Source organism: Pseudomonas sp. GW821-FHT07E12 (assembly GCF_058986605.1).
Genome location: NZ_JBYSVX010000033.1, coordinates 1 through 14,361, shown reverse-complemented (window position 1 = coordinate 14,361; position 14,361 = coordinate 1). Strand labels below are relative to the sequence as shown.

14 protein-coding genes are annotated in these 14,361 nt (G+C 66.8%); 3 read left to right on the top strand and 11 right to left on the bottom strand.

Going from position 1 to position 14,361, the window contains the following annotated elements:
- Window positions 1-8: 8 nt before the first annotated feature.
- From AC3WJE_RS16270 to AC3WJE_RS16255, 4 genes are all read right to left on the bottom strand, one after another.
- Window positions 9-650: a hypothetical protein gene (locus AC3WJE_RS16270; RefSeq protein WP_493731861.1), complete on the bottom strand. Its 642-nt coding sequence runs from the start codon at window positions 648-650 to the stop codon at window positions 9-11.
- On the bottom strand, window positions 647-2,350 hold the full coding sequence (gene aceF / locus AC3WJE_RS16265; protein WP_493731860.1) for a dihydrolipoyllysine-residue acetyltransferase: 1,704 nt from the start codon (window positions 2,348-2,350) through the stop codon (window positions 647-649). Before aceF ends, AC3WJE_RS16270 begins: the two co-directional genes overlap by 4 nt.
- A gap of 96 nt (window positions 2,351-2,446) precedes the next feature.
- Window positions 2,447-3,208 (bottom strand): DUF2884 family protein, encoded by a 762-nt coding sequence (locus tag AC3WJE_RS16260; RefSeq protein ID WP_493731859.1) that lies wholly within the window; start codon window positions 3,206-3,208, stop codon window positions 2,447-2,449.
- 98 nt (window positions 3,209-3,306) lie between these two features.
- Window positions 3,307-3,831: a DNA-deoxyinosine glycosylase gene (locus AC3WJE_RS16255; RefSeq protein ID WP_493731858.1), complete on the bottom strand. Its 525-nt coding sequence runs from the start codon at window positions 3,829-3,831 to the stop codon at window positions 3,307-3,309.
- Between the two features lie 187 nt (window positions 3,832-4,018).
- Between AC3WJE_RS16255 and AC3WJE_RS16250 the strand changes: the two genes are divergently transcribed.
- On the top strand, window positions 4,019-4,690 hold the full coding sequence (locus AC3WJE_RS16250; protein WP_493731857.1) for an OmpW/AlkL family protein: 672 nt from the start codon (window positions 4,019-4,021) through the stop codon (window positions 4,688-4,690).
- A gap of 191 nt (window positions 4,691-4,881) precedes the next feature.
- Here the strand turns inward: AC3WJE_RS16250 and AC3WJE_RS16245 are convergent, their stop codons facing one another.
- From AC3WJE_RS16245 to AC3WJE_RS16230, 4 genes are all read right to left on the bottom strand, one after another.
- A complete protein-coding gene (locus tag AC3WJE_RS16245; protein WP_493731856.1) occupies window positions 4,882-5,682 on the bottom strand; it encodes a MetQ/NlpA family ABC transporter substrate-binding protein in 801 nt (266 codons plus the stop codon).
- A gap of 107 nt (window positions 5,683-5,789) precedes the next feature.
- Entirely contained in the window at window positions 5,790-6,491 is a 702-nt protein-coding gene (locus AC3WJE_RS16240) for a methionine ABC transporter permease (RefSeq protein ID WP_493731855.1), read from the bottom strand.
- Entirely contained in the window at window positions 6,488-7,495 is a 1,008-nt protein-coding gene (locus AC3WJE_RS16235) for a methionine ABC transporter ATP-binding protein (protein WP_493731854.1), read from the bottom strand. Before AC3WJE_RS16235 ends, AC3WJE_RS16240 begins: the two co-directional genes overlap by 4 nt.
- A gap of 224 nt (window positions 7,496-7,719) precedes the next feature.
- Window positions 7,720-8,616 carry a DMT family transporter gene (locus AC3WJE_RS16230; RefSeq protein WP_493731853.1) on the bottom strand — a complete coding sequence of 299 codons (897 nt, stop codon included), beginning with the start codon at window positions 8,614-8,616 and terminating at the stop codon, window positions 7,720-7,722.
- Between the two features lie 95 nt (window positions 8,617-8,711).
- Here AC3WJE_RS16230 and AC3WJE_RS16225 point away from each other — a divergent pair, with 95 nt between their 5' ends.
- Window positions 8,712-9,197 carry a YajQ family cyclic di-GMP-binding protein gene (locus tag AC3WJE_RS16225; RefSeq protein WP_493731852.1) on the top strand — a complete coding sequence of 162 codons (486 nt, stop codon included), beginning with the start codon at window positions 8,712-8,714 and terminating at the stop codon, window positions 9,195-9,197.
- Window positions 9,198-9,486: 289 nt separating this feature from the next.
- Here the strand turns inward: AC3WJE_RS16225 and AC3WJE_RS16220 are convergent, their stop codons facing one another.
- The 3 genes from AC3WJE_RS16220 to AC3WJE_RS16210 all read right to left on the bottom strand — a co-directional run bounded on the left by AC3WJE_RS16220 (window position 9,487) and on the right by AC3WJE_RS16210 (window position 13,291).
- Window positions 9,487-10,566 carry a helix-turn-helix domain-containing protein gene (locus tag AC3WJE_RS16220; RefSeq protein WP_493731851.1) on the bottom strand — a complete coding sequence of 360 codons (1,080 nt, stop codon included), beginning with the start codon at window positions 10,564-10,566 and terminating at the stop codon, window positions 9,487-9,489.
- A 117-nt stretch (window positions 10,567-10,683) separates the two neighbouring features.
- Window positions 10,684-11,811 (bottom strand): NAD(P)-dependent alcohol dehydrogenase, encoded by a 1,128-nt coding sequence (locus tag AC3WJE_RS16215; RefSeq protein WP_493731850.1) that lies wholly within the window; start codon window positions 11,809-11,811, stop codon window positions 10,684-10,686.
- A gap of 13 nt (window positions 11,812-11,824) precedes the next feature.
- Complete coding sequence (locus tag AC3WJE_RS16210; protein WP_493731903.1) at window positions 11,825-13,291, bottom strand: benzaldehyde dehydrogenase; 1,467 nt, start codon at window positions 13,289-13,291, stop codon at window positions 11,825-11,827.
- A gap of 263 nt (window positions 13,292-13,554) precedes the next feature.
- Here AC3WJE_RS16210 and AC3WJE_RS16205 point away from each other — a divergent pair, with 263 nt between their 5' ends.
- A complete protein-coding gene (locus AC3WJE_RS16205) occupies window positions 13,555-14,118 on the top strand; it encodes a DUF1415 domain-containing protein (protein WP_493731849.1) in 564 nt (187 codons plus the stop codon).
- Window positions 14,119-14,361: the final 243 nt, after the last annotated feature.

The window sequence follows — 14,361 nt, the reverse complement described above, 5'->3', positions numbered from 1 at the left end:
CCTCTGGCTCAGCCAGCCGTGCCGGTGAGCGTCTGCTGGAGTTCGTCCAGCGACGATTCGATCTGGTTCCAGCGCTTCTCGCGCTTCTTTTCCTTGCCTTCGCCGGCCTCGATCAACAGCGCCGCCTGCTGCATCAGCAGCTCGCCGGCACCACACGAAGGCCGCTTGCCGCTGTAGCGCACACCGTCGACGACGAACGACAGCACTTCGCCATCGAGGACCGGCGCGGTGCGATCCTGCGGCGCCATCCGGCCGAGTGCGCTGTTCCATTCAGTGACCAGGCGATGGGCGAGCGCGGCGGGGATCGGGATCTCGTAGGTCTCCGGCGCGCGCTCGGTGCGCAGGCGCACGCCGCCGCCGTTGGCTTCGTCGACCCAGCTGTAGACCCGCTCGGAAGCGCGGCTGACCCGCAAGGTCCAGTCGCCCTGCGCCGCCGACAGCAGCGACACACCGGTCTCCACACCCCGCACCGGCAGCGTCACCAGCGACAGCGTCGGTGCCGCGCCCTGGCCGAACAACTGCTCGACCGCGCCACCGTAGTTGCCCACGGCCGGCGGCCAGCCGCGCCCCAGCTCGGCCACGCATTCGCGCGCCGACGCCGAGAGCGGCAGCAGCGCCATCAGGGCGCCGCCGAGCAGAGCCAACCTCACAGCAGCACGCGCCGCATGTCGGCGAGCACCTGGCTCAGGTAGGTGGTGAAACGTGCGGCCAGCGCGCCGTCGATGACGCGGTGGTCGTAGCTCAGCGACAGCGGCAGCAGCAGCTTGGGCGCGAACTGCTTGCCGTCCCAGACCGGCTGGATCGAGGACTTGGACACGCCCAGGATCGCCACTTCCGGTGCATTGACGATCGGCGTGAACGCGGTGCCGCCGATGCCGCCCAGCGAGCTGATCGAGAAACAGCCACCGCTCATGTCGGCCGGGCCGAGCTTGCCGTCACGCGCCTTCTTGGCCAGCTCGCCGCTTTCCTGCGCGATCTGCACCACGCCCTTCTTGTCGACGTCGCGGATCACCGGCACGACCAGGCCGTTCGGGGTGTCGGCGGCGAAGCCGATGTTGAAGTACTTCTTGAGCGTGAGGTTCTCGCCGGCCGCATCGAGCGAGGCGTTGAACTCGGGGAACTTCTTCAGCGCCGCGGCGCTGGCCTTGACCAGGAACGCGAGCATGGTCAGCTTGATGCCGGCCTTTTCGTTTTCCTTGTTGAGCTGCACGCGCAGTGCTTCCAGCTCGGTGATGTCGGCCTGCTCGAACTGGGTGACGTGCGGGATCATCGCCCAGTTGCGGGCGAGGTTGGCGCCGGAAATCTTCTTGATGCGCGACAGCGGCTGGGTCTCGACCTCGCCGAACTTGCTGAAGTCCACCTTCGGCCACGGCAGCAGGTTGAGGCCACCGCCGGCTGCGACCGCAGCGCCGCCCGCGGCGGCCGGCACGCCGCCACTCAGTGCGGCCTTGACGAACTTCTGCACGTCCTCGCGGGTGATGCGGCCGTGCTTCTCGGTGCCCTTGATCTGGTTCAGGTCCACGCCCAGCTCGCGTGCGAACACGCGCACCGCCGGGCTGGCGTAGGCGACCTTCGACGGCAGCACGCTGTCGGCGTCGAACGTGACCGGCGGGGTGCTCGGGGTGCCGGCGACCGGCGCGGCCTGCTCGAGCTGGATGTCGCGCGCGGCAAGGCGATCCGGCTGCGCCGCGACGGCCACCGGCTGGACCTGTGCGCCGGTTTCGGCGGCGGCCACTTCGCGCACCGGCGCGGCGGCGCCTTCGGCTTCGATCAATGCCACGACAACGCCCTGCGAGAGCGCATCGCCGACCTTGACCTTGATTTCCTTGACCACGCCGGACACCGACGAGGGCACTTCCATCGTCGCCTTGTCCGATTCCAGCGTGACCAGGCTCTGGTCCTTCTTGACCGTATCGCCCACCGACACCAGCACTTCGATCACCGGCACGTCGGTGTAGTTGCCGATGTCCGGCACGCGGGCTTCGACCACACCGCCGGCGCTGGCGGCAGCCTTGGCGGGCTCGGCCTTCGGCGCGGCGGCGGGAGCCGGCTCGGACTTCGCGGCAGGCGCCGGTGCGGCGGCCTTGGCGGCGGGGGCAGCGCCTTCGGCGGCGACTTCGATCAGCGCCACGACGTTGCCCTGCGACAGCGCATCACCGACCTTGACCTTGATCTCCTTGACCACGCCGGACACCGACGAGGGCACTTCCATCGTGGCCTTGTCGGACTCCAGCGTGACCAGGCCCTGATCCTTCTTGACCGTGTCGCCGACCGACACCAGCACTTCGATCACCGGAATACCGCTGTAGTCACCGATGTCGGGGACAAGTGCTTCCTGGATTTCGGCCATTACGGGACTCCGGCAACTGATGGGAATCCCCTATTGTGGCCGGCCGCGAGCGCAGCGCCAACCATTGCTGAAAAAAGCGCGGGAATGGCATAGCCATCATTCCGATTTGGCATCCCGCGACTTCAGTTCAACCTGCAACAAATCCAGTGCCACCCCCGAGGGAAGACGATACGCCAGCGCATTGTCGAGCGTATCCAGCGCCTGCATGTTCTGGCACAGCTTCAGCGCCAGCGGCTCGAGCCGGCGCGCCTGCGGCTCCACGATCTTCTCGACACGTTCATCCAGGCCGTCGAGCGAGCGCAGCTGCGCCTCGTTGCCGGTCAATGCCGCCTGCACCGCGCCGGAAACCGCATCGCCGATCAATTGCGGCAGCATTTCCTTCACCACCGAACTGATCTCGTCGTCGATATCGATCTCGGCGAACTTGCCGCCGCTGAAGCTCTGGCTCAGGCGCACATCGATCTTGCCGCGTGCTTGATCGAGCTGACGACGGGTCTGCGCCGGATCGCGACTGAAGCTGGCCGCGACCTCGCCAAGCGCGGTCAGCGCGACGTCAGCGGCCTGACGGCCGACATCCTGCGCCAACGGCACGCTCTGCCGCGTCTCGCGCTCGAACTCGGCCACGCGCTCGCTGTCCTGCCTGGACAGCGTCACCCAGGCGTCATCGACGAACATCCGGCCCTGGCGCATCACGATGCGGCGCGGCTCGCCGCTCTGCTTGATCAGGATCAGGCTGCGTTCGTTGAGGGTGAGGTCGTAGTCGCTGTGGACTTCGCAGCGGACGTTGCCGATGCGTGCTTCGGCATGAAGTCCCGTCGCAGCGAGCAGCAGGGTGGACGCAATCAGGGGACGCAACATGGCCATGCTTCCAAGGGTGGGCGTGGCAAGGATGCTGCCGCGACGACGCCTGCGCTACCTGTGCCGAAGGCGGGCATGACTTCCGGCCGATCGGAGCTTCAATCGCCGCGCAGGTGCGGCAGCAGCACGCTCCAGGCCTGCTCCAGCCGCGCCAGCGGGAATGCCGCGTTCGCCGGGCTGGTCGAGGGCAGCGACAGCACCGGCAGCGCATGGGTCGTGGTATCCAATCGCGGCGCGATGTGCCGTTGCCATGCTTGCGCTGCCGCCGCGCCGTTGCAGGCGACCGCCGAAAGCTGCGGCAGTTCTGCCAGCAGTTCCGGCAACGGGTTGGGCACGATGCTGGCGCGATCGATCGCCGCATCCAGGCTGCCGGTGCGGGCGCATTGGCCGATCACGTCCCATACCCCGACACCGCCCTGCTTCAAGGCCGCCAGTCGCGCGGTGTACTCCACGGCTGGATCGAATCCGAGCAGCGACGCCATCAACGGCCAGAACCGGTTGCGCGGATGTGCGTAGTAGCGCGCCTGCGCGAGTGATTGCGCACCCGGCATCGAACCGAGCACGAGCACCCGACAACGCGTGTCGAACTGTGCGGGCAGACCTTGCAGAAGAGTGGCTTCCATCACATCGGCTGTACCTGGATGAACATCGAAATAATCGCGAACCAGGCACGAAAAGGGAATCGCACAAGATTGGCTGAACAACAGCAATCGCATGTTGATGGGGGTCGGGATCGATTCATATCGATAGGACTAGGTTTGGCCCCGCCCACCTCCACGGGCTTACGAAAAACAACGAGGAGAAAACCTCATGCGTTCGATTTCCATCCTGGGTCTGGCCACTCTTTCCGCACTTGCCTTCGCTCCCGCCGCCTTCGCGCAGGACGCGCCGGCACAGCAAGACATCTACGGCCATCCGGTCAGCAACGAAACCGCTTCAGGCAAGCATTGGGCGATCGTCGGCAGCGCCACGATACTGCAGCCCAAGGACAACGCCCTCACCGGCGTCAAGAAGGTCGATGGCGATGTCGCCCCGACGATCAGCGCCAGTTACTTCTTCAACGACAACTGGGCGGTCGAGTTGTGGGGTGCGGCTGACAAGTTCAATCACAGTGTCAAGAGTGACACCGGCAAGATCGGCACGGTCGACCAGCAACCGGTCGCGCTGAGCGCGCAGTACCACTTCGGCCAGGCCGACAACACCTTCCGCCCGTTCCTCGGCGTGGGCTACTACGAGTCGAACTTCAGCAACGAGCGGGTTGATGCGCTGTCGGACAGCGGTGATCACGTCGGCCTGGACAAGGCCAAGGGCGCGATCGGCACGGTCGGTGTCGACATGAACATCAATTCGACCTGGTTCGCACGTGCGGATGCGCGCTACATGCGTGCACGTCCGGAACTGACCGTGGCCAGCCAGGACACCGGCGAGGATCTGAAGCTGGATCCGTGGACCGTGGGCTTCGGTATTGGTGCGCGGTTCTGATCGCTGGAAACTTGGAAACGAAAGAACGGGCCTCGCGGCCCGTTCTTTTCTGTTTCGTAGGAGCGGCGTCAGCCGCGATGGAGCTTTCCATTTGAATCCCGCACATGGAGCTGTGGACTTTTGCAAAGAGATCTGCAGAAAGCTCCATCGCGGCTGACGCCACTCCTACGATGGCGATCAGACGATGGCGATCAGAACGCCGGCAGCACCGCGCCCTTGTACTTCTGCTCGATGAAGGCCTTCACTTCCGGGCTGGTCAGTGCCTTGGCGAGCTTCTGTACGCGCGGGTCGTCCTTGTTGTCGGGACGCGCGACCAGGTAGTTCACGTACGGCGAATCCTTGCTCTCGATCGCCAGCGCGTCCTGGGTCGGATTGAGACCGGCGTCGAGCGCGTAGTTGGTGTTGATCAGCGCCAGATCGACCTGGTTGAGCACGCGCGGCAGCATCGCCGAATCCAGCTCGCGGAACTTCAGGCCCTTGGGGTTCTCGATGATGTCGCGCTGGGTGGACAGCGCGTTGGTCGCATCCTTCAGTTTGATCAGGCCGGACTTGTCGAGCAGGATCAGCGCGCGGCTGTTGTTGCTCGGATCGTTCGGGATCACCACGTCGGCGCCCTGCGGCAGCTCGGCCAACGACTTGTAGCGATGCGAATAGGCGCCGAACGGTTCGATGTGCACGCCGATCACGGTGACCAGATGGCTGCCGCGATCCTTGTTATAGGCATTCAGGTACGGCTCGGTCTGGAAGTAATTGACGTCGATCTGCTTCTGCGCGACCTGGTCGTTGGGCTGCACGTAGTCGTTGAACACACGCACGTCGAGCTTGACGCCTTCCTTCTCCAGGATCGGCTTGACCACCGCCAGGATCTCGGCGTGCGGCACCGCGGTGGCGGCGACGCTGAGCGTGTCGCTGTTCGAGGACGACTTGCCACCGCAGGCGGCGAGCGCCAACGCGGAGGTGGCCAAGAGCGAGCGGAACAGGAGTTTCTTCATGGGGGATCCAGGACAGGAGCGGCAAGACCGCGTGTGGATGGAAACGTAGCAGACGAGCTTGATTTTGCAGGAGCGGCTCCAGCCGCTCCTGCAGGAACGCGGTGAGCTCAGCGCCGGCTGTAATGCGTGACCAGCCGATCGCCGAGCATTTGCAGTACTTGCACCAGCACCAGCAGCAGCACGACCGTGACCAGCGCGACGTCCGAGTGCGAGCGCAGGTAGCCCTCGCGATAGGCGACATCGCCCAAGCCGCCCGAGCCGATCGCACCGCCCATCGCGGTGAAGCCGATCAGCGCGATGGTGGTCACGGTGGCGCCGGCGATCAGGCCCGGCAGCGCTTCCGGCAGCAGCACCTTGAACACCAGTTGCGACGTGGTCGCGCCCATCGCCTGACTGGCCTCGACCACGCCGCGATCGACCTCGCGCAGCGCGGTCTCGACCAGCCGCGCGTAGAACGGCGCGGCGCCGACCACCAGCGACAGGATCGCGCCGCGCACGCCGAGTGAGGTGCCCATCACCAGCAGCGTCAGCGGGATCATCGCGATCATCAGGATGATGAACGGCACCGAGCGCAGCAGGTTGACCACCAGCGCCAGCACGCCATGCAGCAACGGCCGCCGGCGCAGCTGCGGCGAGCTGCTGAGGAACAGCAGCACGCCCAGCGGCATGCCGATCAACAGCGTCAACGGCAGCGAACCGGCCAGCATCGCCAGCGTATCGAGCGTGGCCTGGCCGATTTCGCCCCACTTGCTGGCATCGAGATTGCGGAAGAAGCCGTCGGCGACGGCAACGATCGGGAAAGTGTTCATGGACGCAGTTCCTCCACGTGCACACCCGCCGCGACGAAACCGGCCTGCGCGGCCGCGATGTCGCCACCGACCAGCGCGATGGTCAGCTGGCCGTAGGGGGTGTCCTTGATGCGGTCGATGCGGCCGGACAGGATGTTGTAGTCCACGCCGGTTTCGCGGGCGATGCGGCCCAGCAGCGGCTGGTAGGTATCGCCGCCGAGGAAGGTCAGGCGCACGATGCGCCCGCCCACCGCGTTGAAATCCCGGTGCAGTTCGCGCTCGTCCACATGCTCGGCCTCGGAAACGAAGCGGCGCGTGGTCGGGTGCTGCGGATGCAGGAACACCTGCGTCACCGGCCCGCTCTCGACCAGATGGCCGGCGTCGAGCACCGCGACGCGATCGCAGACGCGGCGGATCACGTCCATCTCGTGGGTGATCAGCACGATGGTCAGGCCCAGCTCGCGGTTGATCTTGGCCAGCAGTGACAACACCGCCGCCGTGGTCTGCGGATCGAGCGCGCTGGTGGCCTCGTCGCACAGCAGGATCTGCGGGCGCGTGGCCAGCGCGCGGGCGATGCCGACGCGCTGCTTCTGCCCACCCGACAGCTGCGCCGGGTACTTGTCAGCATGGATCTCCAGGCCGACGGTCTCCAGCAGCTCGGCCACGCGTGCGTCGATCTCGGCGCGCGGCGTGCCGGCCAGTTCCAGCGGGAAAGCGACGTTGCCGGCGACGGTGCGCGAGGACAGCAGGTTGAAGTGCTGGAAGATCATGCCGATCCGCCGACGCAGCACGCGCAGATCGTCACGATCCAGCGCGGTCGCGTCCTGGCCGTCGATCAGCAGCCGTCCGCCACTGGGTTCCTCAAGCCGGTTGATCAGCCGGATCAGCGTGGATTTGCCGGCGCCGGAGTGGCCGATGATGCCGAACACCTCGCCGGCCTGGATCTCCAGGTCGAGCGGATGCAGCGCGGCGACCTCGCGGCCGGCGACGGAATAGGACTTGTGCAGGCGCTGAAACTGGATCACCGCGCGTGAGACCGGATCGGGGAATGGAGGGGCGTGAAGCCTACCAGCCGGGGATGACGGGCGTTATTCCATCTGATTCTAAAGACCGTCTGATTCCTGTAGGAGCGGCGTCAGCCGCGATGGGGCTTTCATGCAGATCCCTCTGCAAAAGGCCGCGTATCCATGTACTGGGGTTCATATGGGGAAGCCCCATCGCGGCTGACGCCGCTCCTACAACAGCCGGTTTATGGCGGATCCTGCGGCGCCGCCGAGGACACCTTGCGGACGCGCTCGCGTCGCAGCAGGTACAGGCCGCTGGCGACGATGATCGCCGCGCCGATCCAGGTCACCTGGTCCGGCAGCACACGCCACAGCAGCCAGTCCCAGCCGATCACCCAGACCAGCCCGCTGTATTCCAGCGGCGCGACCATCGAGGCCTCGCCGCGCTGGAACGCCCGGGTCAGCGCGATCTGCCCGAGCGCGCCGGCCAGGCCCATGCCGGCGATCAGCCCGGCGTGGGCCAGCTGCAATGGCACCCAGTCCGGGATCGCCAGCACCGCCGCGCCCAGCGCCATGATCAGCAGGAACCACACCACCATCGACTGCGAGGTGTCGGTACGGGTCAGCAGGCTGACCGTGACCGAGGCGATCGCATACGCCACCGCCGCCAGCAGCACCATCAGCCCCGGCAGCGAGATGATCCCGTCCACGCCCGGGCGCAGCACCACGATCACCCCGACCAGGCCGATCGCAATCGCGGTCCAGCGCCGTGGCCCGACCCGCTCGCCCAGCAAGGGCACCGACAGCGCCGCCACCAGCAGCGGCGAGACGAAGTAGATCGTGTAGGCGGTCGACAACGGCATGCGTTTCAGCCCGTACACGAAGCAGCCGATCATCACCATGCCGAGCACGCCGCGCAGCAGGTGCAGACCCCAGCGCACCGGCACGATCGAGCGCGCGCCGGCGGTCGCCAGCACCCAGCCGAGCACGAACGGCAACGAGGCCGCACCGCGCAGCATCGTCACCTGCAACGGCGGGTAGTGAGCGGACAGCAGCTTCATCGCCGCATCCATCAGCGAAAAACTGGCCACGGCGGCCAGCATCCAGCCGACGGCGGCCAGGGGGGAACGGGAATCGGACATGGCGCCATTATCGCCTGCGTTGCCGTGACGGTCAGCATCGCACTGCGTGGGCTGGCCTAGAATGGGCGCCGTTTTCTTTAGCCAGGAGCAACGCCATGCCTTCCTTCGACGTGGTGTCCGAAGTCGACAAGCACGAACTGATCAATGCCGTGGACCAGGCCAACCGCGAGCTGTCCACGCGCTTCGACTTCAAGGGTGTGGACGCCAAGTTCGTGCTCGAGGACGAAAAGCTGATCACCCAGTCCGCACCGAGCGATTTCCAGCTCAAGCAGATGACCGACATCCTGCGTCAGCGCCTGAGCGCACGCAGCATCGATTTCCGCTGCCTGGAGTTCGGCGACGTGGAGACCAACCTGGCCGGTGCGCGCCAGAAGGTCACGGTCAAGCAGGGCATCGAGCAGAAGGTCGCCAAGCAGATCGCGGCCAAGCTCAAGGAAGCCAAGCTCAAGGTCGACAGCCAGATCAACGGCGACAAGCTGCGCGTGAACGGCAAGAAGCGCGACGACCTGCAGGATGCGATCGCGCTGCTGCGCAAGAGCGAGTTCGAGGTGCCGCTGCAGTTCGATAATTTCCGCGACTGAGCTGTCGGCTGTCGCGCGCGACCCTTTTGTACAGAGATCAATCCACGTGGCCCAGGGCCATCAGTTGCGATCAAGCCTTATCGGTGCCTGATCAACACCAACTGTCAGACGCTGCGTAAAAACCTGCCGTCGTCCCCGCGTAGGCGGGGATCCAGCGACTTGAGTCGTGCTGAGGCAAGGCACTGGGTCCCCGCCTGCGCGGGGACGACGATCGGAAAGTTAGCCGTTATTCGACGCTAATTTGGCTTTAGCGACCGATCTGTAGAGTCTCCACAACGGCAGCTATGCCCTATCCGCGCAGCTGCTTGTACAACGTGGTGCGCGAGATACCCAACTGGCGGGCGGTGGCGGCGATGTTGCCGGCGTTGTCGCGCAGGGCTTGTTCGATCGACCGTCGTGCCTGCTCGCGCAGCGCCGTCACCGGGGCGGACGGACAACGGGGTACCACGCCGCGCGCCGGACGCAGCAGATCGACGTATCCCCAGGTGCCGTCCGACAGCGGCAGGCGCCGTGGCGGGCCGGGCTGCAACAGACGGCGGCGCTGGGCCGGGGTCGCTGCTGCGAACAAGGCGTCCATTCCCCGTTGTTCCGGCACGCCGCGTGGCGGAAGACCCAGCAGGCGGCGGGCGACGCGGTTGGCGGCACGCAGCTCACCCTCCGACCCGATCGCCAGCAGCCCCTGGATCGGCGAGTCGCTCCAGCGCGGGTCGTAGCGCAAGCGCAACAGGTGGCAATCGCGCAGTTCGGCGATCAGGCGGTTCTCCGCGGCCAGCGCGGCCTGTCGGAAGTGTGCCAGCAGCAGCTCCGGCTCGCGCTCGCCGATGCCGGTGATGTCGAGCGCGCCGATCAGTTCGCCTTCCAGCCCGTGCAACGGCACCGACAGGCAGAAGATCGATTCGAATTCACTCAGGTAATGCTGGTTGCCGCATACCAGCGCGGCCTGATCCTCGGCCAGTACACAGCCCGGCGCGGTGGTGCCGATGTCGACCTCCTGGATGCGCCGGCCGACCTGGATCGGCCGCAGCAGGCGCGGGTCGGCGTCGCGATGCTGGCATTGGTGCACGATCATGCCCTGCGGATTGACGCAGAACACGGTCCAGTCGCGGCCGCCGAACGCCGACCACAGCGCATCGACCTCGGCCTGCACGCAACGCGCCAGGCGACGGTCGCGCGGATCCTCGCGCGGATTGCCACGCGGCTGCAGGGCGTCGTAGTTGGGCGTGGACCAGGGCATCAGCCCGGCCTCGCGCGAGCGCATCCACGAGCGCGCCAGCGGCTGCGGCAACAGGTGCTCGGGCAACGCATCGCCTTCGGCAAAGCGCGCGCGGGCGCGGTCGAGTTGTTCATGTTGCAGGAACGATGTCGCCATCCGCACAAGCCCCTCCGCCAGATACGTGAAGGCCGCCGGGAACGCGAGGTTCCCGACGGCCCGCAGAGGCTACACCTTCGCCCGCGTGGTGGCAGTTAAACGCCGCGACGCCGCGTTTCAGCCGGCGATCCTGAGGATCGGCTTCAGGGTGATGCCCTTGATGCTGTCCTCGGCGGCCTGGTTGATCTGCTCCAGCGGGTAGAACTTGACCAGCCTGTCGAACGGGAAGCGGCCCTGCTGGTAGAGCTGCACCAGCTGCGGGATGAACACCTGCGGCACGCTGTCGCCCTCGACGATGCCACGGATGCTGCGCCCACCGAGCAGCAGGTTGTTGACGTCGAACTCGGCCTTGGTGCCGAGCTTGGGCGCGCCGACCACGCCCATCGTGCCCAGGCTGCCCAGCGCTTCGATACCGGCCGCCAGCACCTCCGGGCGGCCGGTCGATTCGAGCGCGAAATCGGCACCGCCACCAGTGACCGCGCGCACCGCCTCGATCACGTCCACCTCGCGGCTGTTGACGGTGTGGGTGGCGCCCAGTTCCCTGGCCAGTTCCAGCCGCGAGGGCACCACATCGATCGCGACGATGGTGGTGGCGCCGGCCACGCGCGCGGCCATCACCGCGCTCAATCCCACCGCGCCCGCGCCGTAGGCGGCGAAGCTGCTGCCCGGGCGCACCTTCAGCGAGTTGATCACCGCACCGGCGCCCGTCTGGATGCCGCACCCGAGCGGGCCGAGCAGTTCCAGCGGAGCATCGGCGGGCACCTTGATCGCATTGTTCTCGCGGGCGATCGCGTAGGTCGCAAACGAGGATTGGGCGAAGAAGTGATCGTGCAGCGGTTCGCCCTGCGGGGTCTGCAAGGCGGTGTGGCCGTGCGCGTCGGCGCCGCCGAAGTTCAGGCCGAAGAAATCCTTGCAATAGGCCTCGTGGCCACTGGTACACGGGTTGCAATGACCGCAGGCGCCGTAGGTCAGCACCACGTGGTCGCCAACCTGCAGATCCTTGACGTTGGGGCCGAGCGCCTCGACCACGCCCGCACCCTCGTGGCCGAGCACCGCCGGCAGCGGCACCGGGTAGTACTGGTCGCGCACGATCAGATCGGTGTGGCACAGGCCGGTGGCGACCACGCGCACCCGCACTTCGTCGCCCTGCGGGCCGCGGATGCGCGCCGGCTCGATGGTGAAGGGTTGTTCCGGCGCGCGCGCCACCGCCACGGTGACATCGCGCAGTTGGACCGCTGCATTCATGGTGTTGTCCTCCTCAGATGGGGTAAGCGGGCGCTTCGCCCTTGACGGTGAGCCATTGCCACTGGGTGAACTCCTCCCAGTTGGCCGGGCCGCCGATGCTGGTGCCGTTGCCGGAGGCACCGACGCCACCGAACGGGTTGATCACCTCGTCGTTCACGGTCTGGTCGTTGATGTGCAGCAGGCCGGTGCGCAGGCGCTCGCCGAGGCGCAGCGCGCGACCGACGTTGCTGGAGACGATCGCCGCCGACAGGCCGTACTCGGTGTCGTTGGCGAGCCGGATCGCGTCCTCGTCGCTGTCGAACGGCACCACCACTGCGACTGGCCCGAAGATCTCCTCGTTGAACGCGGGGTTGTCCGGACCGACCTGGCTGAGCACGGTCGGCTGGAAGAACAACCCGTCGTAGCCACCGCCGGTCTCGACCCTGGCACCGGCGGCGGCGGCCCGCTCGACCACCTTGGCGGCGTGGTCGCGCTGGGCGGTGTTGATCAGCGGACCGATCGCGACATCCTGCGTGGCCGGATCGCCAACCTTGAGGCTGCGCGCCTTGGCGGTGAGCTTCTCCAGGAAACGGTCATGGATCGCCCGCTGCACCAGCACGCGGCCGGAGGACATGCAGATCTGGCCCTGGTGCAGGTACACGCCCCAGGCGGTGTTGGCGATCGCCAGATCCAGGTCGGCATCGTCAAGCACGATCAGCGAATTCTTGCCGCCCAGCTCCAGCGAAACCTTCTTCAGATATTTGCCTGCGGCCTCGCCGACCTTGCGCCCGGCGGCGGTGGAGCCGGTGAACTGGATCATCGCGATGTGCGGATCGGCGGTCAGCGCCGCGCCCGCCGCACCATCGCCCGGCAGCACCTGCAGCACGCCGGCCGGCAGCCCGGCCAGTTCGAACAACCGCGCGATCACGAAACCGCCGCAGACCGCGGTGCGCGGATCGGGCTTGAGCACCACCGCATTACCCAGCGCCAACGCCGGGGCGACCGCGCGCATCGCCAGATACAGCGGGAAGTTGAACGGCGAAATCACCCCGACCACGCCGAGCGGGCGTCGTCGCGCCAGACTCAACCGCCCCGGGGTGGACGGCAGCACCTCGCCCTGGCTGCGCGAAGGCAGCGCGGCGGCCTCGTGCAGCGCCTTGATGGTCACTGACGCCTCGAAGCCGGCCTTGAGCTGGGTCGAACCGCTCTCGCGCACGATCCAGCCACTGATCTCGTCGTTGTACTGCTCGGCCAGTTGCGCGGCCTTGCGCAGCACCTGGGCGCGCTGCTCGTAGGGCGCCTCGGCCCAGGCGCGCTGGGCCTGCGCGGCGGCAGCGGCGGCGCTGCCGATCTGCGCGGGGCTGGCCAGGCCGATGCGGCCGAGCACCTGCGCGGTGGCGGGTTCGATCACGTCGGCGGTGTCGGCGCTGGCTTCCCAGCGCCCGGTAAACAGCGCGCCGTGCCAGAAATCGCCTTGCAGGAATGCGTTGTCGCTCATCATCCACCTCACTCACTACTGGGTTCGGAATGTCCGACGGCGGGGCCGATGCGCACGCCCATCGGCCTGCGCGTGACGGCTCCACCGCCCACCGCGCCATTCAATCCCTCCCCATGCCCAGCCGCCATCAACCCTTGGCCTATATCGGCGAAATCCTTGCCTGGCCCGGCTCAGGGCATTCTGCCGGTGTCCAGTTCCTGCACACCTGCCGGTACACGACACCTTCTACAATCGCGTGCCCCACCCCCAGGCAGCGCATGCAACCGATGGATCACGACACCCCCGCCCCCGCCGACACGCCCGATTACCTCGGCGACACCCGCCGCTGGATCGAGCGCGCCGTGATCGGCCTGAACCTGTGCCCGTTCGCCAAGGCGGTCTACGTCAAGGAACAGGTGCGGCTGGTGCTCAGCGACGCCAGCACGCCCGAGGCGCTGCTGGAACAGTTGGCCGAGGAACTGCTGCTGCTGCGCGACACTCCGGCCGAGCAGATCGACACCACGCTGATCGTGCATCCGGACGTGCTGGGCGATTTCCTCGACTACAACGATTTCCTCGACAACGCCGACGCGGCGGTCGAGGCGCTGGACCTGCATGGTGTGCTGCAGGTGGCCAGCTTCCATCCCGATTACCAGTTCGCCGGCGCTGCGCCGGACGATATCGGCAACTACACCAACCGTTCGCCGTGGCCGACCTTGCATCTGCTGCGCGAGGACAGTGTCGAGCGGGCGGTGGCGGCGTTTCCTGATCCGGACGTGATTGTTGAGCGGAATCTGCAGACGTTGGAAAAGCTGGGTCACGAAGGTTGGGAGAAGCTGTTGGCAGGTTGACCGGCTACTGCCGCATGGAGCCGAGTTTGTACCTGCATCCCGTTTCGGGGCTGCGCTGCTTTCACGGGATCCATCCACCGTCGTCCCCGCGAAGGCGGGGACCCAGTGACTTCCGCGCCATCTCTCTACCGTCATCCCCGCGAACGCGGGGGTGAAGCGCCACTGTTTGCGAGCCACTGGCTCGCGTGGTGCTGAGCGCCATCGGGCTATGCCCGATGGCCGGGGATCGAAGATCCATGGACG

What these genes read in the sequence shown, in the direction of transcription:
- AC3WJE_RS16245 (WP_493731856.1), bottom strand. Translation starts at nt 5,682, where the DNA reads ATGAAGAAACTCCTGTTCCGCTCGCTCTTGGCCACCTCCGCGTTGGCG.
- AC3WJE_RS16210 (WP_493731903.1), bottom strand. Translation starts at nt 13,291, where the DNA reads ATGATGAGCGACAACGCATTCCTGCAAGGCGATTTCTGGCACGGCGCG.
- AC3WJE_RS16225 (WP_493731852.1), top strand. Translation starts at nt 8,712, where the DNA reads ATGCCTTCCTTCGACGTGGTGTCCGAAGTCGACAAGCACGAACTGATC.
- AC3WJE_RS16205 (WP_493731849.1), top strand. Translation starts at nt 13,555, where the DNA reads ATGGATCACGACACCCCCGCCCCCGCCGACACGCCCGATTACCTCGGC.
- AC3WJE_RS16220 (WP_493731851.1), bottom strand. Translation starts at nt 10,566, where the DNA reads ATGGCGACATCGTTCCTGCAACATGAACAACTCGACCGCGCCCGCGCG.
- AC3WJE_RS16255 (WP_493731858.1), bottom strand. Translation starts at nt 3,831, where the DNA reads ATGGAAGCCACTCTTCTGCAAGGTCTGCCCGCACAGTTCGACACGCGT.
- AC3WJE_RS16260 (WP_493731859.1), bottom strand. Translation starts at nt 3,208, where the DNA reads ATGTTGCGTCCCCTGATTGCGTCCACCCTGCTGCTCGCTGCGACGGGA.
- AC3WJE_RS16240 (WP_493731855.1), bottom strand. Translation starts at nt 6,491, where the DNA reads ATGAACACTTTCCCGATCGTTGCCGTCGCCGACGGCTTCTTCCGCAAT.
- AC3WJE_RS16250 (WP_493731857.1), top strand. Translation starts at nt 4,019, where the DNA reads ATGCGTTCGATTTCCATCCTGGGTCTGGCCACTCTTTCCGCACTTGCC.
- AC3WJE_RS16215 (WP_493731850.1), bottom strand. Translation starts at nt 11,811, where the DNA reads ATGAATGCAGCGGTCCAACTGCGCGATGTCACCGTGGCGGTGGCGCGC.
- aceF (WP_493731860.1), bottom strand. Translation starts at nt 2,350, where the DNA reads ATGGCCGAAATCCAGGAAGCACTTGTCCCCGACATCGGTGACTACAGC.
- AC3WJE_RS16230 (WP_493731853.1), bottom strand. Translation starts at nt 8,616, where the DNA reads ATGTCCGATTCCCGTTCCCCCCTGGCCGCCGTCGGCTGGATGCTGGCC.